The organism is Pseudomonas sp. MLB6B (assembly GCF_054508135.1).
Map to the genome: position 1 here is coordinate 3,369,331 of NZ_CP199313.1, position 20,389 is coordinate 3,389,719.

General features: G+C 63.1%; 23 protein-coding genes. 13 read left to right on the forward strand and 10 right to left on the reverse strand.

The features are described 5' to 3' along the window. Positions 1–19: 19 nt before the first annotated feature. The gene (locus tag ACSMEV_RS14835) at positions 20–376 is read left to right on the forward strand and encodes a response regulator (protein ID WP_459205830.1); all 357 of its coding nucleotides are present in this window, start codon (positions 20–22) and stop codon (positions 374–376) included. A 6-nt stretch (positions 377–382) separates the two neighbouring features. Here ACSMEV_RS14835 and cobF read toward each other — a convergent pair whose 3' ends face one another. Continuing rightward, positions 383–1,132 (reverse strand): precorrin-6A synthase (deacetylating), encoded by a 750-nt coding sequence (gene cobF, locus ACSMEV_RS14840; RefSeq protein ID WP_459205831.1) that lies wholly within the window; start codon positions 1,130–1,132, stop codon positions 383–385. A 281-nt stretch (positions 1,133–1,413) separates the two neighbouring features. On the opposite strand from cobF, the gene ACSMEV_RS14845 reads away from it, so the two are divergent. The 3 genes from ACSMEV_RS14845 to ACSMEV_RS14855 all read left to right on the forward strand — a co-directional run bounded on the left by ACSMEV_RS14845 (position 1,414) and on the right by ACSMEV_RS14855 (position 2,870). After that, entirely contained in the window at positions 1,414–1,776 is a 363-nt protein-coding gene (locus ACSMEV_RS14845) for a histone-like nucleoid-structuring protein, MvaT/MvaU family (RefSeq protein WP_459205832.1), read from the forward strand. A 224-nt stretch (positions 1,777–2,000) separates the two neighbouring features. Further along, a complete protein-coding gene (gloA, locus tag ACSMEV_RS14850) occupies positions 2,001–2,522 on the forward strand; it encodes a lactoylglutathione lyase (RefSeq protein WP_459205833.1) in 522 nt (173 codons plus the stop codon). A 99-nt stretch (positions 2,523–2,621) separates the two neighbouring features. Beyond that, positions 2,622–2,870: a hypothetical protein gene (locus ACSMEV_RS14855; protein ID WP_459205834.1), complete on the forward strand. Its 249-nt coding sequence runs from the start codon at positions 2,622–2,624 to the stop codon at positions 2,868–2,870. A 61-nt stretch (positions 2,871–2,931) separates the two neighbouring features. On the opposite strand, the gene ACSMEV_RS14860 is transcribed toward ACSMEV_RS14855, so the two are convergent. Then, complete coding sequence (locus ACSMEV_RS14860) at positions 2,932–3,759, reverse strand: shikimate 5-dehydrogenase (RefSeq protein ID WP_459205835.1); 828 nt, start codon at positions 3,757–3,759, stop codon at positions 2,932–2,934. Positions 3,760–3,946: 187 nt separating this feature from the next. Between ACSMEV_RS14860 and ACSMEV_RS14865 the strand changes: the two genes are divergently transcribed. Then, entirely contained in the window at positions 3,947–4,339 is a 393-nt protein-coding gene (locus ACSMEV_RS14865; RefSeq protein WP_296268287.1) for a hypothetical protein, read from the forward strand. A gap of 229 nt (positions 4,340–4,568) precedes the next feature. Further along, positions 4,569–5,492: a D-alanyl-D-alanine endopeptidase gene (gene pbpG / locus ACSMEV_RS14870; RefSeq protein WP_459205836.1), complete on the forward strand. Its 924-nt coding sequence runs from the start codon at positions 4,569–4,571 to the stop codon at positions 5,490–5,492. 59 nt (positions 5,493–5,551) lie between these two features. Here pbpG and ACSMEV_RS14875 read toward each other — a convergent pair whose 3' ends face one another. Together ACSMEV_RS14875 and ACSMEV_RS14880 are read right to left on the reverse strand one after the other, a co-directional pair. After that, complete coding sequence (locus tag ACSMEV_RS14875; protein ID WP_459205837.1) at positions 5,552–6,208, reverse strand: CoA transferase subunit B; 657 nt, start codon at positions 6,206–6,208, stop codon at positions 5,552–5,554. 33 nt (positions 6,209–6,241) lie between these two features. After that, a complete protein-coding gene (locus tag ACSMEV_RS14880) occupies positions 6,242–6,940 on the reverse strand; it encodes a CoA transferase subunit A (RefSeq protein ID WP_459205838.1) in 699 nt (232 codons plus the stop codon). Positions 6,941–7,051: 111 nt separating this feature from the next. Between ACSMEV_RS14880 and ACSMEV_RS14885 the strand changes: the two genes are divergently transcribed. The 3 genes from ACSMEV_RS14885 (at position 7,052) to ACSMEV_RS14895 (ending at position 9,519) form a co-directional block, all read left to right on the forward strand. Then, a complete protein-coding gene (locus ACSMEV_RS14885) occupies positions 7,052–7,957 on the forward strand; it encodes a LysR family transcriptional regulator (protein WP_459205839.1) in 906 nt (301 codons plus the stop codon). Beyond that, a complete protein-coding gene (locus tag ACSMEV_RS14890) occupies positions 7,945–8,766 on the forward strand; it encodes an aldo/keto reductase (RefSeq protein WP_459205840.1) in 822 nt (273 codons plus the stop codon). The genes ACSMEV_RS14885 and ACSMEV_RS14890 overlap by 13 nt, the downstream gene beginning before the upstream one ends. 90 nt (positions 8,767–8,856) lie before the next feature. Then, positions 8,857–9,519, forward strand: coding sequence for an HAD family hydrolase (locus ACSMEV_RS14895; RefSeq protein WP_459205841.1), 663 nt, complete (start codon positions 8,857–8,859; stop codon positions 9,517–9,519). An 8-nt stretch (positions 9,520–9,527) separates the two neighbouring features. On the opposite strand, the gene ACSMEV_RS14900 is transcribed toward ACSMEV_RS14895, so the two are convergent. Beyond that, positions 9,528–11,699, reverse strand: coding sequence for an ATP-binding protein (locus tag ACSMEV_RS14900; protein WP_459205842.1), 2,172 nt, complete (start codon positions 11,697–11,699; stop codon positions 9,528–9,530). A gap of 190 nt (positions 11,700–11,889) precedes the next feature. Between ACSMEV_RS14900 and ACSMEV_RS14905 the strand changes: the two genes are divergently transcribed. Beyond that, positions 11,890–12,285 (forward strand): MerR family transcriptional regulator, encoded by a 396-nt coding sequence (locus ACSMEV_RS14905; protein WP_459205843.1) that lies wholly within the window; start codon positions 11,890–11,892, stop codon positions 12,283–12,285. A gap of 22 nt (positions 12,286–12,307) precedes the next feature. Next, on the forward strand, positions 12,308–13,219 hold the full coding sequence (locus tag ACSMEV_RS14910) for a hydroxymethylglutaryl-CoA lyase (protein WP_459205844.1): 912 nt from the start codon (positions 12,308–12,310) through the stop codon (positions 13,217–13,219). A 690-nt stretch (positions 13,220–13,909) separates the two neighbouring features. Here the strand turns inward: ACSMEV_RS14910 and ACSMEV_RS14915 are convergent. After that, positions 13,910–14,437 carry an MgtC/SapB family protein gene (locus tag ACSMEV_RS14915; protein WP_413047250.1) on the reverse strand — a complete coding sequence of 176 codons (528 nt, stop codon included), beginning with the start codon at positions 14,435–14,437 and terminating at the stop codon, positions 13,910–13,912. Between the two features lie 148 nt (positions 14,438–14,585). Between ACSMEV_RS14915 and ACSMEV_RS14920 the strand changes: the two genes are divergently transcribed. After that, positions 14,586–14,825, forward strand: a complete 240-nt coding sequence (locus tag ACSMEV_RS14920; RefSeq protein WP_459205845.1) for a DUF3203 family protein — start codon at positions 14,586–14,588, stop codon at positions 14,823–14,825. A 125-nt stretch (positions 14,826–14,950) separates the two neighbouring features. Then, the gene (gene mapR / locus ACSMEV_RS14925; RefSeq protein WP_459205846.1) at positions 14,951–16,360 is read left to right on the forward strand and encodes a GntR family transcriptional regulator MpaR; all 1,410 of its coding nucleotides are present in this window, start codon (positions 14,951–14,953) and stop codon (positions 16,358–16,360) included. 12 nt (positions 16,361–16,372) lie between these two features. Here the strand turns inward: mapR and ACSMEV_RS14930 are convergent, their stop codons facing one another. From ACSMEV_RS14930 to ACSMEV_RS14945, 4 genes are all read right to left on the reverse strand, one after another. Next, the gene (locus ACSMEV_RS14930; RefSeq protein WP_459205847.1) at positions 16,373–17,908 is read right to left on the reverse strand and encodes a DHA2 family efflux MFS transporter permease subunit; all 1,536 of its coding nucleotides are present in this window, start codon (positions 17,906–17,908) and stop codon (positions 16,373–16,375) included. Next, positions 17,905–19,119 carry an HlyD family secretion protein gene (locus tag ACSMEV_RS14935; RefSeq protein ID WP_459205848.1) on the reverse strand — a complete coding sequence of 405 codons (1,215 nt, stop codon included), beginning with the start codon at positions 19,117–19,119 and terminating at the stop codon, positions 17,905–17,907. The genes ACSMEV_RS14930 and ACSMEV_RS14935 overlap by 4 nt, the downstream gene beginning before the upstream one ends. Before the next feature lie 27 nt (positions 19,120–19,146). Beyond that, positions 19,147–19,620, reverse strand: a complete 474-nt coding sequence (locus ACSMEV_RS14940; RefSeq protein ID WP_459205849.1) for a MarR family winged helix-turn-helix transcriptional regulator — start codon at positions 19,618–19,620, stop codon at positions 19,147–19,149. Between the two features lie 221 nt (positions 19,621–19,841). Next, positions 19,842–20,240 carry a hypothetical protein gene (locus tag ACSMEV_RS14945; RefSeq protein WP_459205850.1) on the reverse strand — a complete coding sequence of 133 codons (399 nt, stop codon included), beginning with the start codon at positions 20,238–20,240 and terminating at the stop codon, positions 19,842–19,844. Positions 20,241–20,389: the final 149 nt, after the last annotated feature.

Here is a 20,389-nt window from a genome sequence, read left to right on the forward strand (position 1 = left end):
CTTAGAACAGGATTGATTCATGCAACTACTGGTTGTCGAAGACGACGACATCGTCCGCATGTTGATGGTCGAAGTGCTCGACGAATTAGGCTACAAAGACGTCCTCGAAGCCGACAGCGGCGAACAGGCGTTGGCCGTTCTCGAGGATTCGACGCACCACCTCGACCTGCTGATGACGGATGTGGGCCTTCCTGACATGAACGGCAGCGAGCTGGCGGCCAAGGCGCGCGCGCTGCGACCGACGCTGCCCGTACTCTTTGCAAGCGGCTATGCCGAGAGCATGGCGGTTCCAGAAGGCATGCACATGATTGGCAAACCGTTCAGCATGGAAGCGCTTGGCGACAAGATCCGCTCGATATTGGGTGAGCGGCCTTAAGCGCCCTCAGCGCATTCTTCTCAACAGGTACGTGTCCATGATCCAGCCTTTGCGGGCACGTGCCTCCCTGCGCATCTGCGCAATCCGCTCCTTCACGTCTTGCAATGGGCCTGAGACGAGCATCTCGTCTTCGCTGCCCAGATAAGCGCCCCAGTAGATGAACAGGCCGTCGACCGCGATGTGCTCGAATGCGTTTTGGCCGTCGAGCATCACCAGCACACTGTCGATGTCGGCAAGTTCGCTCAATCGCCGGCCGGGAACTATCGTCAGCAGCCCACCTGTGTCATTGAGCGGTACTGCGTGGCGCGCGGCCAACGCCTGGACGCTGCTGATGCCGGGAATTACCCGTAGCGCCACTTCGACGCCGCGCTGCCTGACCAGATCGAGCACGTGCAACGTACTGTCGTACAACCCAGGGTCGCCCCACAACAAAAACGCTCCCACTTCGCCAACCGACAATTCGTCCTCGATCAAGCGGGCATACAAAACCGCACGCCGTTCATGCCAGGCCCGCACGGCCCACTTGTAATCACTGGCCTGCGCATCGCGTTGCACATCATCGATTTGCACCACGCGGTAATTGCCAGGACGCGCGTGACGCTCGATCAACTGCCGGCGCACCTCGACCAGGTCGCGCGTTTCCTCACCTTTGTCGATCAAAAAGAATACGTCGGCATGCTGCAGTGCTTCGATCGCTTCAAGCGTGATTTGCCGAGGGTCGCCTGGACCGATGCCGATCAAGAGCAGCTGTTTCATCGGTTGGCCTCCTGACCCAGATTGAATGACCCCTGGCGGGGCGCAGGGCGTTATACCAGCCCGGGGAAAAGTTCACTTTGAAGTTGCAAGTTATTGCGCGAACTGTGCAATCCCCAACGGCTACTAGTTACATAATTTTTCATCGAAGTTTGGGTTTACCGCGCCCGTACCGACAACTACACTGACTCGCATCGGACAGTTTCTTGCACCTGACGTCGAAGTTGACAAGCGCCTGTTCATATCCGCATATCCGGCCCCGTTGTTCTCAAGGAGTAGTGTCCATGTCCAGACTCGCCGAATTCCGCGCCGCGGAAAAAGCCCTGCAAGACCAGATCGTCCAATTGGAATCGATGAAGAAAGATGCCGGCCTCAAGCGCGAAATCGAGTTCGAGCAGAAGCTGCTGGTATTGATGAAAGACTATAACAAGGGTTTGCGCGAGATCGTCGCCATCCTCGACCCGAAAACCCCGACCAAGGCGCCTGCGCCGGCCAGCAAGCAGCACCGCCGCCCACGTGTGACCAAGGTCTACGAGAACCCACACAACGGCGAGCTGATCGAAACCAAAGGCGGTAATCATCGCGGCTTGAAAGCCTGGAAAGAGGAATACGGCAGCGACACGGTAGAAACTTGGCTGCGCGCATGAAACATGAACAAAGCGTTCACAGATTTTTCACAGCGGGCGCGGCATTATCGAACCAGCTAACGGACTAGCGACCCCATCACGCGCCCGCACACGCGGGCCTCTAATTCCAACGCCTCGCACCTCGTGCGGGGCGTTTTCATTTGTGGGATCGCATTTCTTCCGTATCATGCATGCCTGTTCGTTTCGCTGGAGCCCCAGGCCCGGCTTTATCATCTGGAGACCCCATGAGTCTGAACGATCTGCAAAACCTCCCGGGCATCACCGCCCAACCCGATGCCGCTACCCACAACTTCGTGTTCAACCACACCATGCTGCGGGTCAAGGACATCGAGAAGTCCCTGGACTTCTACACCCGCGTTCTGGGTTTCACTCTGGTCGACAAGCGCGACTTCGCCGAAGCCGGTTTCAGCCTGTATTTCCTGGCCCTGACCGACAAGAGCGCGATTCCAGCGGATGACGACGCGCGCCACCAATGGATGAAGTCGATTCCGGGCGTGCTGGAACTGACCCACAACCACGGCACCGAAGAGGACGCCGACTTCGCCTACCACGACGGTAACAGCGACCCTCGCGGTTTCGGCCACATCTGCATTTCCGTCCCGGACGTCACCAGTGCCTGCGCACGCTTCGAGGCACTGAACGTACCGTTCCAGAAGCGCTTGAGCGATGGCCGCATGCACCACCTGGCCTTCATCAAGGACCCGGATGGCTACTGGGTCGAAATCATCCAGCCAGCCCCGATGTGATCCACCGGCGCCCGTACGTTCGTCGGGCGCCGTCTGCACCCCGCCTCGCTGTGGTATAGCAAAAGAGCACCTATTGCGAACCACCGCGAGGTAAAGACCATGCATACCCTGCACTGTGAATACCGCGATCACACCATCACCGCCAGCGTGATGGCCCATCCCGATTCCCCCCTGCCCTACGCTGCCGGCTGCCTCATTACGGCGCCTGATGGACATGTCAGCAGGCGCCTGTCGCTGCCCGTGGAAATGAAGTTCATGGCCGATCTCGAGCACGCTCAGCAGGCGGCGCTAGCCCATGGCCGTTGGTTGGTGGATCAGCAGCTCGATCGACACGCCCAGCGTTTCTGACCCGTCATGCGGGGCCTGGCACCGACGCCGGACAGGCTCCGCTCCATGAAGCGCCCAGCCTTCAGCCCTCACGGGCGAAGGCCACCGCCTCATCGACCTGGGCAGGCGTGGGCCGGATGCCGGTGTAGAGCACGAACTGCTCCAGCGCCTGCAAGGTGATGACATCGACGCCGGTTATCACCGATTTGCCCTGTTCGAGCGCACGTGCGATCAATGGCGTGCGCTCCGGCCGGGCGACGACATCGAATACCCACTGCGCCTCGGCGATGGCCGCCTGCTCGAAGGCCAGTTGATCGGCTTCGGCTCCGCCGAGCATGCCGATGGGCGTGACGTTGATCAGCATGGGCAACGGGCCAAGGCCTTGCATGTCCGGCATCCAGCGGTAGCCGCATGCCTGCGCCAGTTTGCGGCCGGCCGCCTCGTTGCGCGCTACGATGGTACCGTTGGCAAAACCGCTATCGCGCAATGCACAGGCCACGGCCTTGGCCATGCCGCCACTGCCACGCACTGCGAAGGCCGTCGCTGGATCGACCTGTCGCTGCTCGAGCAACTGGCGTACGGCAAGGTAATCGGTGTTGTAGGCCGTCAGCCGTCCTGCGTCGTTGACCACGGTGTTGATCGAATCGATCGCGGCGGCGGAAGGATCGATCGTGTCGACCAACGCCATGCAGGCTTCCTTGAATGGCATCGACACACCACAGCCACGAATCCCCAAAGCGCGAATACCCGCAACGGCAGCGGGCAGATCCTGGGTGGTCATGGCCTTGTAGTAGTAATTCAGGCCCAGTTGCCGATACAGGTGGTTGTGAAAGCGCACCCCGAAGGTGCCTGGCCTTCCGGCCAGAGAGATACAGAGGACGGTTTCGGGGTTGGCTGCGATGGGCGTCATCTGAGCTCCTCGTTATGGAATCGAATTAGACGGTGGTTGGGTTATACCCCATCGCGCTCGATAACGAACCTCGGACACACCATTCGTCCGACCTTACATAACCTTTACGCTGCCAGGCGCTGCATTGATTCGAAACTGCGGTCATAGTGCTACGCCCCTGAATCTGGGGTGTTTCGGAGGATTCGTTATGAAGCGTCACCTGCCAGTGATCGCGTTGCTGATCGGGGCCTTGGCCGTGAGTGGCCCGGCCGCTGCCCATGGCTGGCGTGGAGCGGGACCGATCCTGGGTGCGGCCGTCGTGGGCGCCGTGGTCGGCGCGGCCGTGTCTGGAGGCCAGGACCGTACCGTCTATGTCGACCGCGAGCCGACCTACTACGCGCCGCAGCCGGTCTATGTGCAGGCACCGCCGCCTGTCTATGTCGAAAGGCCGCCGGTGTACGTGCAAGCCCCACCCCCGGTGTATTACCAGCAGCCCTACGTAGTGGAGCGCTATGTACCGGCACCACCGCCGCCACCCCACTACCGCCGTTATTACGGCCCGCCGCCGGGTTACTACGGCCCACCACCGCCACGCTGGTGAAACCTGCCACATGCGCACTGCTTTCCCGATACCCATCGCCCGCCTTCAGCGGGCTTTTTTATGCGCCCGTGCAGCCTCCGGCCGACGAATGGATGAAGTTTTTGTCATACGGCCTGGCGGCTTTGACAAGCAATCGACAGCGTCTGGCCCATACTCCACAATGCGCCGCGTTTCGAAAGGGGAAATCCTTTCGCAGCCAATGACATACCCACCATTAGTGAGCCTCGACGTGAAAACTTCCCTGTCCATCCTCAGCCTGCTGTTGTTGCTCACAGGACCCGCGATCCTTCCCGCCGCTGCCGCGCAAGCCCCGGCCCAGGTGCAACGTGACCCGGCCAGGCTGCACCTGGCCTCCGGCAGTGCCTTGTTGATCGATCTGAACACACGCAAAGAACTCTATTCGAGCAACGCCGAACGCGTGCGGCCGATCGCCTCGGTCACCAAGCTGATGACCGCCATGGTCGTGCTCGACGCCAAGTTGCCGATGGACGAAATGCTGACCATGACCATCGCCAACAACCCTGACATGAGAGGCATCTACTCGCGTGTCCGCCTGGGCAGCGAACTGAACCGCCGCGAAACCCTGCTGATCACCCTGATGTCGTCGGAAAACCGCGCCGCCACCAGCCTCGCCAACCATTACCCCGGCGGTTACAGCGCTTTCATCAAAGCCATGAACGCCAAAGCGCGCAGCCTGGGCATGAGCCATACCCGCTACGTCGAGCCGACCGGGCTGTCGACGCAGAACGTCTCTACCGCGCGTGACCTGGCCAAGCTGCTCATCGCGTCGCGCAACTACCCCATGCTCAGCCAACTGTCGACCACACGCGAAAAGACCGTGGCGTTCCGCAAGCCCAACTACACCTTGGGCTTTCGCAACACCGACCACCTGGTCAACAAGAGCAACTGGGACATCAACCTGACCAAGACCGGTTTCACCAACGAGGCGGGGCACTGCCTGGTATTGCTGACCAAAATGGACAACCGCCCGGTGGCGATGGTGATTCTCGATGCCTTCGGCAAGTACACCCACTTCGCCGATGCCAGCCGCATGCGCCAGTGGCTGGAAACCGGCGCTACCAAACCTGCGCCGGCCGTGGCCTTGCAGTACAAGGCCGAGCGCCACGCGCGAACTCGCCTGGCAGCCGAGTGACGGGGTGGAGCGTCCGCCGCCGGCTATGGCGGCAGGCGCACTAGCGGTCGCTTACCGAGTCAGAATGTCATTTCCTTCACATCGGGCGCCACGATCAGCTTGCCGGCCGTCTTGTCGACGATCTCCTGCACGCTGACTCCCGGCGCCGTTTCCCGCAGGATGAAAGCACCGTCCTGGATTTCCAGGTAGGCCAAGTCGGTCAGCACCTTACGGATGCAACCGGCGCCGGTCAGCGGCAGGCTGCAACGTTCCAGCAGCTTGGATTCACCGTCTTTCGAGGCATGGGTCATCGTGACGATGATGTTCTCCGCGCCAGCCACCAGGTCCATGGCGCCGCCCATGCCCTTGACCAACTTGCCTGGAATCATCCAGGAGGCGATGTTGCCCTGCACATCCACTTCGAAGGCGCCGAGCACGGTGAGGTCCACGTGCCCGCCGCGGATCATCGCGAAGGATTGCGCCGAGTCGAAGATCGACGCGCCGCGGCGGGCGGTGACGGTCTGCTTGCCTGCGTTGATCATGTCGGGGTCGAGCTGGCTTTCATCGGGGAACTCGCCCATGCCGAGCAGGCCGTTTTCCGATTGCAGCATCACATCCATGTCGGCCGGGACGTAGTTGGCCACCAGGGTAGGGATGCCGATGCCAAGGTTGACGTAGTAGCCGTCTTGCAGTTCACGGGCGACGCGTTGCGCCATTTGTTCGCGGGTCAGGGCCATGATCGGGTTCTCTTGGAGGAATGAGGCCAGGGCTCAGGCCTTGAGGGTACGTTTTTCGATGCGCTTCTCGAACTGGCCGACGATCACCCGATCGACGAAGATGCCAGGGGTATGGATTTCGCTAGGCAGCAGCACACCCGGCTCCACCAGCTCTTCCACCTCCACCACGGTGATGCGGCCGGCCGTGGCTGCCAGCGGATTGAAGTTCTGTGCGGTGTTGCGGTACACCACGTTGCCGTAATGGTCGGCCTTCCAGCCCTTGACGATGGCGAAGTCGCCGGTGATGGCTTCTTCGAGAATGTAGGAACGGCCATTGAACTCACGCACTTCCTTGCCCTCGGCCACGGGTGTGCCGAAGCCGGTGGCGGTGAAGAACGCCGGGATGCCGGCCCCGCCTGCACGCATCTTTTCCGCCAGGGTGCCTTGAGGGGTCAGCTCCACTTCCAGTTCGCCGCTGAGCAATTGCCGTTCGAATTCCGCGTTTTCGCCCACGTAAGAAGCGATCATCTTGCGAATTTGTCGGTCTTCGAGCAGCACGCCCAGACCGAATCCATCCACGCCACAGTTGTTGGACACCACCGTCAGGCCGCGCACGCCCAGGCGCTTGATTTCGGCGATGAGGTTTTCCGGGATGCCACAGAGGCCGAAGCCGCCGGCCAGCACCGTCATACCGTCCGTGAGCCCTTCGAGGGCTTGTTGATAGCTGCTGACGCGCTTGTCGAGTCCGGCCATGGTGGGTTGCCTTGTGCGAAAGAGAAGGTAGCGCCATGTTCACGCCTGGCGACTTATTTGTTAATTTTGTTTTCGTGATGGATTGATAAAACTTCCAAAAGAGCACCTGCCATGAACGTCAAGCAGCTACGCGCTTTCGTCAGCGTGGCCAAGTTCCAGAGCTTCGCCCAGGCCGGCGAGCATCTGCATGTGTCGCAACCTGCATTGAGCCTGACCATCAAGGCTTTGGAAGAGAACCTTGGCGGCGCGCTGTTCACGCGCACCACCCGCAGCGTCGCCCTGACCGCCGAAGGCGAGGTGCTGCTGCCGTTGGCGCGGCGTCTATTGGCCGAATGGGACGACACCGAACAGCAACTGCGCCAGCGCTTCACCTTGCAACTAGGGCGCGTCGCGGTGGCGGCGATGCCGTCGTTCGCCGGCAACCTGTTGCCACCGGCACTCAAGGTATTCCGTCAGCGCTACCCCAAAGTCAACGTCACCGTGCACGACGTCATCAACGAACAGGTGCTGGAACTGGTGCGCCACCGCCGCGTCGAACTAGGCATCGGTTTCGAACCGGACAGCGGTGAAGGCTTGCACTTCCATCCGCTCTATATGGACCGATTCGTCGCCGTGGTGCCTGCCGACTCGCCGCTGGCGAGCCATGCGCACCTGGCCTGGCGCGATTTGCTCGACCAGGACTTCATCGCGTTGCAGCGCCCTTCCGCCGTACGCCTGCTGCTCGAAGAACATGCGCCCGTTGCAGCAGGATCGCTGGCCGTGGCGTTCGAAAGCCACCAGCTGTCCACCATCGGCCGTATGGTCGCCAGCGGTCTGGGCGTGAGTGCGGTGCCCGCGCTGTGCATCCGGCAGATGCAGGAACTGGGCGCCTGCTGCGTGCCTCTGGTCGAGCCCAGCGTGGAACGGCGCATCGGCGTCATGGCGCTGAGCGAACAGAAACTCTCTACCGCAGCCCAAGCGTTGCTCGATGTGCTGCTGGCCCACACACAGATTCCGGAGATGACATGCACTACATGAAACTGGCAGGTTGCGACGTTCCGGTCATTGGCCAAGGCACCTGGTACATGGGCGAGCGCCCCGACCAGCAGGCGGCGGAAGTGGCCGCGCTGCAACAAGGCATCGACCTGGGCCTGACGCTGATCGATAGCGCCGAGATGTACGCCGAGGGCGGTGCCGAGCGTGTGGTCGGCAAGGCCATCGCCGGGCGCCGCGACAAGGTCTACCTGGTCAGCAAGGTGTATCCGCACAACGCCAGCCGGCGCGGCGTGGCCGAGGCCTGCGAGCGCAGCTTGGAGCGCCTGGGCACCGACCACCTCGAACTGTACTTGTTGCACTGGCGCGGCCAGCATCCACTGGAGGAAACCATCGAAGCCTTCGAGCGCCTGCGCGAACAGGGCAAGATCGGTGCCTGGGGCGTGTCCAATTTCGACCTGGACGACATGCAAGGCCTGCCCTCTTCGGCCTGCGCCGCAAATCAGGTGCTGTACAACCCCAGCCAGCGCGGTATCGAATTCGATCTGCTGCCCTGGAGCCGCGCCGAAGGCATGCCGGTCATGGCCTACTGCCCGCTGGCGCAAGCCGGATGCCTGCTCGGGCACCCCGTGCTGGCCAGAATCGCCGAAGCGCACGGGGCGACCCCGGCCCAGATCAGCCTGGCCTGGGTGGTCCAAGGCGGTGGCGTGATCGCCATCCCCAAGGCTGTCAAGCCCGAGCATGTGCAACTGAATGCGGCGGCCGGTGCCCTACGCCTGACCGCTGAAGACCTGCACGCCATCGACGAGGCCTTCCCTGCGCCAACATGCAAACAGCGACTGGCCATCGTCTGAGGTATTTGTTCGCATACACCTGAAACGGCCAGCGTTGTCCCGCAAAGGACGACGGTCGCTGTTAAGGAACCGCTCACTGAAGGACTTCCCATGCTCACCGCTTTACTGTTCGACCTCGATGGCACCCTTACCGACACCGACACCCTGCACCTGCAAGCCTTTCGCGATCTGCTCTTCGAGCACGATGGCCGCGAGCTGAGCGCTGCCGAGTTCGAGACTCAGGTCAGCGGGCGCGCCAACCACGCACTGTTCGCCGACCTGTTTCCCGAACTGTCGCCTGCCGAGCGTCAAGCCTTGGCCGACCGCAAGGAAGCGCTATTTCGCGAGCGCTCGCCGCGCTTGCAGCCTCTGCCTGGCCTGCTGCGTGTGCTCGAGCATGCACGCCGCTTGAAGGTCGGCTTGTGCGTGGTCACCAACGCGCCACGGCTCAACGCCGAACACATGCTGCGTGCCATGGGCCTGGATCAGGCATTCGAGCACGTGCTCGTCGCCGAGGAACTGAGCCGGGCCAAACCCGACCCATTGCCCTACCTCACCGGGCTCCAACGTTTGGGCGCTGAAGCCGCGCAAGCCTTGGCGTTCGAAGACTCACTGCCAGGCGTCACGGCAGCGAGCGCTGCAGGCATCTTCACGGTAGGTTTGAGCACCACGCAGCCGGCACAGCGCTTGCTGGAGGCCGGTGCGCAGTTGGTGATCGAAGACTTCGACGATCCACGCCTGTGGGCTTTGCTGGAGACCCACGGCCAGGTTTAACCAACCGTTTAGCCAGCATTGAACTCAAGCAACCGGGCCAGACCCTGCGCCAGCTCGGCGCGGCGGAACGGCTTGCGCAGCACCTCGAAACCGTTCAGCTCGCTCGGGCTGAGGTTGGCATAGCCGGTGATAATCAGCACCGGCAGCTGGGCCAAGCGCTGCCGGGCCTGCTGGGCGAACTCGGCGCCAGTCATGTCGGGCATCACTTGGTCGGTCAACAGCAGATCGGGCACGAAGCCGGCTTCGAGCAGCGCCGTGGCTTGCGCGGCGCTTTGCGCTTCGGTGACTTTGTAGCCCAAGTCGCGCAGCTGCAACGCCGTGGCCTGGCGCACGATTTCCTCGTCGTCGACCAACAACACATGGCAACCGCTCGGGATAGGCAACGCTTCGGGGCAATCGCCGTCGCGGCCTGCAGCCGGCAACGCAGTCGCCGGTAGCCACAAGGTCGCCTGGGTGCCTTGGCGCTCCTGGGAACGCAAGGTGAACCCCCCACCCGACTGCAACGCCAGGCCCTGGACCATCGGCAGACCCAGGCCCACCCCCTGACCCACGGTCTTGGTCGAATAGAACGGCTCGGTGCAACGCGCCAGGACCGCTTCGGGCATACCGCAGCCGTCGTCGGCCACCTGCAGCCAGATCAACTGCCCGGCGACGATGCCGGCCGGCCGCGCATCACAGTCTTCCACCAAACCTGCGCGAATTTCCAGACGCCCGCCGTGGGGCATGGCGTCGCGGGCGTTGATCACCAGGTTGAGCAGCGCCAGCTCCAATTGGCTCGGGTCGATGACCACGCCCGGCAGATCGGCATCGATATCCACTTGCAAGACGATGGTTGGCCCCAGGGAACGTGCGATCAGCTCGCGCATGCCTTCGATCAGATCGGCCAGCGCCACCACTTCGGGCTTCAAGGTCTGCCGCCGGGCAAAGCTGAGCAGGCGGCCGACCACCGTTCGTGCCCGGTCGGCAGCCAACAGCGCGCTGTCGATCAAGCGCCCCGAACGGGGATCGGGCACGCGTCGCTGGATCAGCTCCAGCGACGCGATGATCGGGGTGAGCATGTTGTTGAAATCGTGGGCGATTCCGCCGGTGAGTTGACCGATCATTTCCATCTTGCGCGATTCGTGCAGTTGCAGCATCGACGCTTCCCGCTGCGCGAGCATGCTCGATACGCGCTCCTCCAGACTGGCGTTCATGGCCACCAGGCTCGCTTCGGCGCGGGCATGCACGATGGCCGTCCAAGCCAGCTTGGCGGTTTCTTCGATCAGCAGGCGCTCGTCGTCGATGAAGGCGTGGGGCGTGTCGAAGTGCACGGCCAAGGTGGCATCCAGGTGCTCGCCCGTATGTACCGGCACCAGCAGGCTGGCGCACAGGCCGCTACTGCCCGGCTCGGTGCAGTCCCCGGCCACCGCCTGGCCTTGTGCCAAGCGCTTGTGCAGGTGCTCGCCATGGTGCGCATAGGATTGTTCGCGCTCGAGCACAGGCACCCCGGCGAGCCATTGCTGCTCGATGTGAAAGCGCTGGCCGTCACCGGCATCGTGGCCGAAAAATACCCGCGATGCCCCCAGGTGCTCGCCAAGACGCCGTATCGCGAAAGCCTCAATGTGCGCCGCGTCCTTGATCTGCGGCAGAGTACGGCCCAACTCCAGCAGAAAGGCCTGGCGCCGCTCGAACTGCACCCGCGCGGTAGTTTCGGTGACGATGCACAGCACGCCCCCTATGGAGCCGTCGACCTCGCGCACCGCCGAATAGGACACATCGAACCAGGCGGTTTCGCCCAGGCCGTGGCGCTCGATGTAGAACGGGCGGTCGCTGGCCGCGAACGTCTCACCGGTCTCCCGCACGCTGCGCAGCAACGGCTCGAGGTCATCCCACAGCTCGCTCCAGTTTTCCTGGGCCGGGCGGCCCAGCGCCTGGGGGTGTTTGGCGCCGATGGTAGGAGCGTAGGCGTCGTTGTACAGGGCCACGTACTCAGGGCCCCAGAACAATACGATCTGCGCTTTGGCCGGCAATATGGTCGCCATCAAGGTTTGCAGGCTGGGCGGCCAAGCTTGGGCAGGACCCAGGGGCGAACTGTGCAGGTCCAAGGTGCGCAGCAAGGCAGCGACCGCTCCACCTTCGCGCAAGAATCCAGGTGGAACGGTATGCGGGCGCTCTACGGCGCCGTCAGGATAGAGGTTCATCGCATGGAGGCCATCGAAATCAAGGGGCCAAAACTCGGGTTCTGAAGCCTATGAGACCAATCTGGCGCAGATGTTCCACCTAAAGTAGGGAAACCGTCTGGACGGCAATCGCCTCGGCCCACTCGCGTGCTGCTTGACGTTCACGTCAAGGCGGTTATAGGTTGGTTTAACCTTGCGCCCGAGCCCGACCATGAGCAGCCACACTTACAGCATTTCCGACCTGTCCCGTGAACTGGACATCACTACCCGCGCCATCCGCTTCTATGAAGAACAAGGCCTGTTGGCGCCCGAGCGACGTGGCCTTGAGCGTATCTATTCAGCCCGCGACAAAGTCACCCTAAAGCTGATCCTGCGCGGTAAGCGCATCGGCTTTTCGTTGGCCGAATGCCGCGAGCTGATCGGCCTGTACGACCCTGCAGGCGGCAACGCCCGACAGTTGAACGGCATGCTGGCCAAAATCGCCGAGCGCCGCGCCCAGCTCGAACAGCAGATGCTCGACATCCAGCAGATGCACTTGGAGCTGGACACTGCCCAAGAGCGCTGCGAGCAGGCACTGGCCAGTACTGCCGCGCCCCTTACCCTTTGATCCTTCATCAAGGAACACGATCATGCCAATGCCCTCCTCCGTACGTCTGGTCGACGTCGGCCCGCGCGACGGCCTGCAGAATGAAGCCCAACCCATCAGCGTGGCTGACAAGGTCCGGCTGGTCGACGACCTCACCGCGGCTGGCTTGGCCTACATCGAAGTCGGCAGCTTCGTCTCGCCCAAGTGGGTGCCGCAGATGGCCGGCTCCGCCGAAGTGTTCGCTGGGCTGACGCCCCGCGCAGGTGTCACCTACGCGGCTCTGGCGCCCAATCTGCGCGGCCTGGAAGATGCGCTGGCCGCCGGCGTCAAGGAAGTGGCCGTGTTCGCGGCCGCTTCCGAGGCGTTCTCCCAGCGCAACATCAACTGCTCGATCAGCGACAGCCTCAAGCGCTTCGAACCACTGATGGCGCTGGCACAGGCCGAAGGCGTACGGGTACGGGGTTATGTGTCGTGCGTACTGGGCTGCCCTTATGAAGGCACGGTGCGCGCCGAACAGGTAGCGCCAGTGGCGCAGGCCCTGCACGGCATGGGCTGCTACGAGGTTTCGCTGGGCGACACGCTCGGCACCGGCACAGCCGGCGACACACGGCGGTTGTTCGATGTGGTCGGCCAGGTGGTGCCCCGCATGCAACTGGCTGGGCATTTCCACGACACCTACGGTCAAGCCCTGGCGAACGTCTACGCCAGCCTGCTCGAAGGCATCGGCGTGTTCGACAGCTCCGTCGCCGGGCTGGGTGGCTGCCCCTATGCCAAAGGCGCTACCGGTAACGTGGCCACAGAAGACGTGGTGTACCTGATGCATGGGTTGGGCATCGAAACCGGCATCGACCTGGATCTGTTGATCGCTGCAGGGCAACGCATCAGCGACGTTCTAGGGCGTGCCAGCGGTTCGCGGGTGGCACGCGCACGCAGCGCAGCGACGGCCTCGCAGTGACACACGTGGGGCATCGAGTGTTACCGCCCCCCAGCGCTTGGCAAAAAATCGGGTAACAGGGAAACAATTCGACAGAATTTCAGGAGTGGCTGAGCTGGCCTGTCAAGCTAACTAGCTGTTTTAAAAGGAATTTAAAAAGTTGGCACGCCATCTGCTATACCTTTCGTACAACAAGAACAACAAAACGCATCACCCAATAAAAACAACAGACAACGGTTCTGACATAACAAGAACAACACGGCAGAAGCGTAGCAAGCAGATCTTTTTGAAGTCGATGGGTTTTCCGGGGTATTGCCCCGCACCTGGCACAGAACAACAAAACTACCCTCAGGTAGCGACGGTCAGGCTGGATCAGCAATGATGAACATCGATCAGCGCTCAAAAAAATACGTTTGCTCTTGAGCCCCGTATGGGGGCCACCGCCACACCTGGACACACCGACAAAAACAACAAACGGTACGTCCCGAATAATAAGAAAGCGCAGGCAACATACCTCAAGGGGAGCTTCGGCTCCCCTTAGTGCTTTCTACGGCTTTTGCGGCTGCGGCTTCAGCCGCAATCGTCCCCTAAGGCTGCCACTGGCGCGTCACCCGCCTAAGTCAGGACATCGAGAGAGCAATCGCACGGGCCGTGAAGTGGCTCAGCGTGCTCGGATTGCCGAATCCCGCCTCTACCCGCCCTGAGTTCGAATCAAGGTTTGGTTTCTTCCTCCTTCTTCTTGTCCTCGCGCTGCCCGCCGATCCGTTCGACCAACGCTGGCATGCTGCTCAGCACCAACAAGCCCAGCACCGTGCTGATCAACGCCGTGGCCTCACGGCCCATGCCCGCTGCCGTGCCGATCGCCGCGGTCATCCACAGCCCCGCCGCCGTGGTCAGCCCCTTGACGTGGCTGGGGTCGCTGCCGTTGCCCTTGAGGATGGTCCCGGCCCCGAGGAAACCGATACCCGCCACGATGCCCTGGATCACCCGGCTCATCGCCTGCTCGTCGGCACCGGCCATGCTCGGGGCGAGCACGAACAGCGCGGCACCCATGGACACCAGCATGTGCGTGCGCACGCCCGCCGACTTGCCGCGGTGCTCGCGCTCGAAACCGAGCACCGCGCCCAGCACCGCGGCCATCATCAGACGCACCAGAATCCGCGCCACTTCCTGCTCGTCCGTGACGTCGGCGAACTCCGCCGCCACTGCCGTCCATACGTTGTCCAGCCAATCGTCCATCGGCATTCGCTCCTTCGTTCAGCTTAGGGCATTGACCCTGGCGCACTGCGGGAGTGCCCTTGGCCGCCGTTCGCCGGTTTCCAGGAGCAATCGATCGGGCGGGTAGTCACAACCTCTGCATACCCACAGAGAGAGAGAGGAACTCCACATGCCCGTTCACATCGACGAAACCAACCATCGTTGCACGCTGACCGGCGCCGACCTGCGCCTCGAAACCGCCGGCTCCGACATCGAAATCGTCACCGACGAACAGTTGCGCATGTCGGTCGCCGTGGCCGCCGGGCAGCGCGTGCCAATTACCGAAGCCGAGGCCGATGCGCTGACCGTGGCAGGCGCCAAGGACGGACGCAAGCACCTCAAGGCCAGTGTGCCAGGCTCGGTGATCTGAACAGCGCCACCACTGATACGGTTTTAGCGGCGTGAATTGAGGCTGTACTGCAAACAGCGACGCGGCCATAGTGGCAGGCGGTCGACGCCGACTGCCCCGCCCACCTGCCTGCCCGCCGAGCTGCCATGAAACGCTACGAACGCTTTGCCGACGACATCGCCGAACTGATCCGCAGCGGGGTGCTCGGCCCTGGCGAGCGCTTGCCGTCGGTGCGCTATGCCAGCCAAACCCACGGCGTCAGCCCTTCCACCGTGTTCCAGGCCTACTACCTGCTGGAACGTCGCGGCTTGATCCGCGCCCGGGCGCGGTCGGGCTATTTCGTCAACAGTCACGCCCCGCGCGCCTTCACCGAGCCGCACACCCTGGCGCCGATCAGCGAATCGACCGATGTCGACGTCAGCGACCTGGTGTTCTCCATCCTCGACTCCATCAAGGACCCGGCCACCGTGCCGTTCGGCTCGGCCTTCCCCAGCCCCAAACTGTTCCCCCTGCAACGCCTGGCCCGTTCGTTGGCCAGCGCCGGGCGCAATATGGACCCGCAGGTGGCGGTCACCGACCTGTCGCCTGGTAATCCGCAACTGCGCCGGCAGATCGCCCTGCGTTACATGGTCACCGGGCTGATGCTGCCCATGGAGGAGCTGCTGATCACCAACGGTGCCTTGGAAGCGCTCAACCTGTGCCTGCAAGCGGTGACCGAGCCGGGTGACCTGGTGGCCATCGAGGCGCCGGCGTTCTACGCCTGCCTGCAAGTACTGGAGCGGCTCAAGCTCAAGGCGGTGGAGATTCCCGTGCAACCGCGCGAAGGCATGGACCTGGCCGTGCTGTCGCAGACTTTGGACAAGCATCCGATCAAAGCCGTGTGGAGCATGACCAACTTCCAGAACCCGATGGGCGCCAGCATGCCGGAGGCCAACAAGCAGGCGCTGGTGGCCTTGCTGCGCAAGCACCAGGTGCCGTTGATCGAAGACGATGTGTACGCCGAGCTGTATTACGCCCAGCACGCGCCCAAACCGGCCAAAGCCTTCGACACCGACGGGCTGGTCATGCACTGCAGCTCGTTCGCCAAAAGCCTGGCCCCGGGCTATCGCATCGGCTGGGTCGCCGCCGGACGCTTCGCGCAGAAGATCGAGCGGCTCAAGCTGATGACCTCGCTGTGCGCCTCGATGCCGGCCCAGGCCGCCATCGCCGACTACCTACAGCACGGCGGCTACGATCGCCACCTGCGCAAGCTGCGCTACGCCCTGGAAGGCCAGCAGGCCAACATGCTCGCCGCCGTGGCCAAGTACTTTCCGGCACAGACGCGGGTCAGCCGACCCAGCGGCGGCTATTTCCTATGGCTGGAACTGCCCGAGCGCATCGATGCCCTCAAGCTGTTCCACATGGCCTTGGCCCAAGGCATCAGCATCGCGCCAGGGCCGATCTTCTCGCCGACCCGGCGCTTCGGCAACTGCATCCGCCTGAACTACGGCAGCCCCTGGAGCGAGACCTCCGAGCGGGCCATGGAAACCTTGGGGCGGATCATCCGCTCGTTCTAGGCCAAGGCGAGATCAATGCCCACCCGAACCCGGCGGCGCCTTGGCGCTGAACGGCGGCTTGGCGAACCACACCAGCAGAATCAACCCGGCGAAGATCCAAGTCATCAGGGTGAAGTAGTCCACCGTCGACATCATGTAGGCCTGGCCGTTGACGATCTGCTCGAGCTGGGCGTAGTTCTGCAGGCTGGCGCCGCCCATCTGCTCCAGGGTATGACGGGTCGCCGGGTCGTACGGAGTGATGTGTTCGGTCAGGTAGGCATGGTGCTGGTCGGCGCGGCGAATCCAGATCCAAGTGGTCAAGGATGCCGCGAAGCTGCCGCCCAGCGTACGCAGGAAGGTGGCCAGGCCCGAGCCGTCGGCGATCTGGTGCGGCGGCAGGTCCGAGAGCAGGATGCTCAAGGTCGGCATGAAGAACAGCGCCACGCCGATGCCCATGAACAACTGCACCAGGGCGATATGCTGGAAGTCCACCTGGCTGGTGAAGCCGGCGCGCATGTAGCAACTTGCGCCGATCGCCAGAAACGCCAGGCCCGCCAGCAGGCGCAGGTCGAAACGGTGCGCGTACTTGCCCACGAACGGCGACATCAGCACCGGTAACAGGCCGATCGGCGCCACCGCCAGGCCCGCCCAGGTCGGGGTGTAACCCATCTGCGTCTGCAACCACTGCGGCAGGATCAGGTTGATACCGAAGAACCCAGCGTAGCCGCCGACCAGCACGATGGTGCCGACGCGGAAGTTGCGGTGCACGAACAGGCGCAGGTTCACCACCGGATGGCGGTCGGTCAGCTCCCAGATGACGAAGATGCACAGGAACACCAGGGAGATCAGGCTGCCGGCGACGATGAACGGCGACTCGAACCAGTCCAGGTCGTTGCCCTTGTCGAGCACCACCTGCAAGGCCCCGACGCCAACGATCAGGGTCAGCAGGCCGATGTAATCCATGGGTTGGCGGCTGGTGTGCACGGGCCGCGCGCGCATCTGCTGGCGTACTACCGCAGCGGCGAACAAGCCGATCGGAATGTTGATGAAGAAGATCCACGGCCAACTGTAGTTGTCGGTGATCACACCGCCGAGAATCGGCCCGGCGATGGGCGCCACCACCGTCACCATCGCCAACAAGGCCAGGGCCATGCCGCGCTTGGCCGGGGGATACACGGCGATCAACAGCGTCTGGGTCATGGGATACAGCGGCCCGGCCACCACCCCTTGCAACACGCGAAAGCCCACCAGCTCGGGCATCGACTGGGCGATCCCGCAGAGGAACGACGCCAGCACGAACAGCAAGGTCGCCCAGATGAACAGCTTGACCTCGCCGAAGCGCCGGCTCAGCCAGCCGGTCAACGGCAAGGCGATGGCGTTGCTCACGGCGAACGAGGTGATGACCCAGGTGCCCTGCTCGTAACTCACGCCCAGGTTGCCGGAGATGGTCGGCAAGGCCACGTTGGCGATGGTGGTGTCGAGCACCTGCATGAAGGTCGCCAACGACAGGCCGATAGTGGTCAGCAACAGGCTCGGCGGCGTGAACTGGGCAGCGGCCGGCTGGCTCATGGCGTGGCCGTCTTGCCGGCGGCGCTGTTGTCACGGATCAGGCGGGCGATCAACGCATCGGCCTCGCCCAACTGCTGGTCGTAGACCTGGGTGCTGTAGGTGGCCTGTTGCGGTGGCTGCTGGGCCAGCACCGGGCCATCTTGGTCGTGCAGATCGACCTCGACCACGGTGGACAGACCGATGCGCAGCGGATGGCGCTGCAACTGCTCGCGATCCAGGGCGATGCGTACCGGCACTCGTTGCACGATCTTGATCCAGTTGCCGGTGGCGTTCTGTGCCGGCAGCAAGGCGAAGGCGCTGCCGGTGCCGGCGCCCAGGCTCTGCACGGTGCCGCGGTACTCGATGTCGTCGCCGTAGAGGTCGGCGGTCACGCTTACCGGCTGGCCGATGCGCATGTCGCGCAGCTGGGTTTCCTTGAAGTTGGCGTCGATCCACACCTCGTCCAGCGGAATCACCGCCATGGTCGCAGTGCCGGGTTGCAGGCGCTGGCCCAACTGCACCGTGCGCTTGGCCACGTAGCCGGTCACCGGTGCCACCAAAGTGGTGCGTGCATGGTCGAGGTAGGCCTGGCGCAGCTCGGCGGCGGCGGCCATGACCTCGGGGTGCGAGGCCACTTGGGTGTCATCGACCAAGGCGGTGCTGGTGTTGAGTTGCTGGCGGGCGCTGTCCACGGCGCTTTGCGCGGTGGTCAGGTCGTCGCGGGCATGGGATAGCTCTTCGGCGGAAATCGCCCCGCCATCGGCCAGCGCCTTGCGCCGGTTGTAGTTGTCGCGTGCGGTCTTGAGCGCCGCCTGGCGCGACTGCACCTGGGCCTTGAGCGCATCGACGTTGCTGTACAGCCCGCGCACTTCGCGCACCGTACGCGCGAGCTTGGCCTGGCTGGCCTGCAAGGCCACCTCGGTATCGGACGGATCGAAGCGCAGCAGTACCTGCCCGGCCTGGACCAGATCGCCATCGTCGGCACCGATGCTGGTGACCGTGCCGGTGACCAGGGGCGTGATTTCCACCACGTTGCCGTTGACGTAGGCATCGTCGGTGTTCTCTTCCCAGCGCCCGATCAGGCTGTACCACGCCCAACCGGCTGCCGCGCCGAGGATCACCAGCAACAACAGGCCGAGCAGCCAGAGCTTGCGCTTGCGCGAGCTGGCGGGCTTGTCGGCGGTTTGGCCAGCGCGCTCGGCGGGAGCGTTGGCATCAGGGGAAGTGGCCATGGCAGTACCTTGAAAAAATCGGAGGGTTTAACGGTTGCTAAAACGACGCACCGTCATCGGGTCGCCGGCAGCGAGAAGGATCTTGGCCAACAGGTGCTCCAGGGTGCTCAGTTCCTCGGCCTCGAGCACGCCGACCAACTCGTTCATGGCCTTTGCGCCGACCTCGGGCAGGCGATCGGCCAGGCGCTGACCTTCGACGGTCAGCACCAGGCGCACCTGGCGGCGATCCCGTGGGCAGCGCTGGCGTTGGATCAGCCCCTTTTGTTCGAGGCGATCGAGCATGCGCGTCATGGAGCCGCTGTCCAGGCCCAGGCACCGGCACATTTCGGCGGGCGTATCGAGCGCCAGTTGGGTGACGATCACCAGCACCTTGAACTGCGCAGCGGTCACGCCTTCGCTCTCCAAATGCGCATCGAGGATGCGGTCCTTGAGGATCGCTGCGCGCCCTAGCAGCAAGCCGAGGGAGCAATCGGAAAAGTTGTCTGGCGTGAAGAATGGCATCGCACGCGCCCAGGCTAAGTGTGTGCAAATGTTACTGCCTAGGCAGTGAATGTCAAAGACTTTATTAGCAGCCTAATTAATTAAGCGGTCTGCCGCTGCCAGGTGCGGGCCGCATACAGTCGGCAACCCCTGCCAGGTAGGTGCATATGAGGCTTTTACCTGTTCAGGGTTGCTGAGCGGCGCAGCCCGGATCGACGCCGCATTCGCAAACGCCTCCAGGCTCAGGCCTGGGTACTGACCATGCTCCCGGCACTGCCCTTGTTGGCTTCGGACAGCGCTGCCAGCAACTGGCTGGTCGCGGTCATCAGGCTGGCATTGAGCGTGGCGATATTGGCTTGCTGGGCGGCCATGGCGGCCTGCTTGGCCTGGTCGCTCGTCTGCTGGGCACTGATCGATTCCAACTGGCGCTGCGCTTCGGCCAATTGCTTCTGCAGATCCTTGATCATTTGCTTGAGTTCTTTGATCGCATCCGACTCGGTGTCTTCGCTGCTGGTGCCGCCCGCCGCGGGCGCCTGGGTCTGCAAGCCCTCGTTGAACGCCTTGCCTTGCAGCTGCACGGTCGAGGTCTGTTCGCTGGCGCTGGAGCTGTCCGTGGTGGCAGAGGCTGAAGCAGGACTCATCGCTGACGGCACGACGAGGTTGGAAAAATTCACCATGGGTCCTCCTGGAATGGGCGTGATGGGGCGTAGCCGCTGTATCGGCAGCTCGTCCGAAAACTGTAGGACCTAAGGCCCGCTTTTCTACGCCGCAGCGCAGGCGCCGGCGCTAA

Bases quoted from the DNA above. Each gene is read 5' to 3' on its own strand.
- ACSMEV_RS14835 (WP_459205830.1), top strand. From the start codon at position 20: ATGCAACTACTGGTTGTCGAAGACGACGACATCGTCCGCATGTTGATG.
- cobF (WP_459205831.1), bottom strand. From the start codon at position 1,132: ATGAAACAGCTGCTCTTGATCGGCATCGGTCCAGGCGACCCTCGGCAA.
- ACSMEV_RS14845 (WP_459205832.1), top strand. From the start codon at position 1,414: ATGTCCAGACTCGCCGAATTCCGCGCCGCGGAAAAAGCCCTGCAAGAC.
- gloA (WP_459205833.1), top strand. From the start codon at position 2,001: ATGAGTCTGAACGATCTGCAAAACCTCCCGGGCATCACCGCCCAACCC.
- ACSMEV_RS14855 (WP_459205834.1), top strand. From the start codon at position 2,622: ATGCATACCCTGCACTGTGAATACCGCGATCACACCATCACCGCCAGC.
- ACSMEV_RS14860 (WP_459205835.1), bottom strand. From the start codon at position 3,759: ATGACGCCCATCGCAGCCAACCCCGAAACCGTCCTCTGTATCTCTCTG.
- ACSMEV_RS14865 (WP_296268287.1), top strand. From the start codon at position 3,947: ATGAAGCGTCACCTGCCAGTGATCGCGTTGCTGATCGGGGCCTTGGCC.
- ACSMEV_RS14875 (WP_459205837.1), bottom strand. From the start codon at position 6,208: ATGGCCCTGACCCGCGAACAAATGGCGCAACGCGTCGCCCGTGAACTG.
- ACSMEV_RS14880 (WP_459205838.1), bottom strand. From the start codon at position 6,940: ATGGCCGGACTCGACAAGCGCGTCAGCAGCTATCAACAAGCCCTCGAA.
- ACSMEV_RS14885 (WP_459205839.1), top strand. From the start codon at position 7,052: ATGAACGTCAAGCAGCTACGCGCTTTCGTCAGCGTGGCCAAGTTCCAG.
- ACSMEV_RS14890 (WP_459205840.1), top strand. From the start codon at position 7,945: ATGCACTACATGAAACTGGCAGGTTGCGACGTTCCGGTCATTGGCCAA.
- ACSMEV_RS14895 (WP_459205841.1), top strand. From the start codon at position 8,857: ATGCTCACCGCTTTACTGTTCGACCTCGATGGCACCCTTACCGACACC.
- ACSMEV_RS14900 (WP_459205842.1), bottom strand. From the start codon at position 11,699: ATGAACCTCTATCCTGACGGCGCCGTAGAGCGCCCGCATACCGTTCCA.
- ACSMEV_RS14905 (WP_459205843.1), top strand. From the start codon at position 11,890: ATGAGCAGCCACACTTACAGCATTTCCGACCTGTCCCGTGAACTGGAC.
- ACSMEV_RS14910 (WP_459205844.1), top strand. From the start codon at position 12,308: ATGCCAATGCCCTCCTCCGTACGTCTGGTCGACGTCGGCCCGCGCGAC.
- ACSMEV_RS14915 (WP_413047250.1), bottom strand. From the start codon at position 14,437: ATGGACGATTGGCTGGACAACGTATGGACGGCAGTGGCGGCGGAGTTC.
- ACSMEV_RS14920 (WP_459205845.1), top strand. From the start codon at position 14,586: ATGCCCGTTCACATCGACGAAACCAACCATCGTTGCACGCTGACCGGC.
- mapR (WP_459205846.1), top strand. From the start codon at position 14,951: ATGAAACGCTACGAACGCTTTGCCGACGACATCGCCGAACTGATCCGC.
- ACSMEV_RS14930 (WP_459205847.1), bottom strand. From the start codon at position 17,908: ATGAGCCAGCCGGCCGCTGCCCAGTTCACGCCGCCGAGCCTGTTGCTG.
- ACSMEV_RS14935 (WP_459205848.1), bottom strand. From the start codon at position 19,119: ATGGCCACTTCCCCTGATGCCAACGCTCCCGCCGAGCGCGCTGGCCAA.
- ACSMEV_RS14940 (WP_459205849.1), bottom strand. From the start codon at position 19,620: ATGCCATTCTTCACGCCAGACAACTTTTCCGATTGCTCCCTCGGCTTG.
- ACSMEV_RS14945 (WP_459205850.1), bottom strand. From the start codon at position 20,240: ATGAGTCCTGCTTCAGCCTCTGCCACCACGGACAGCTCCAGCGCCAGC.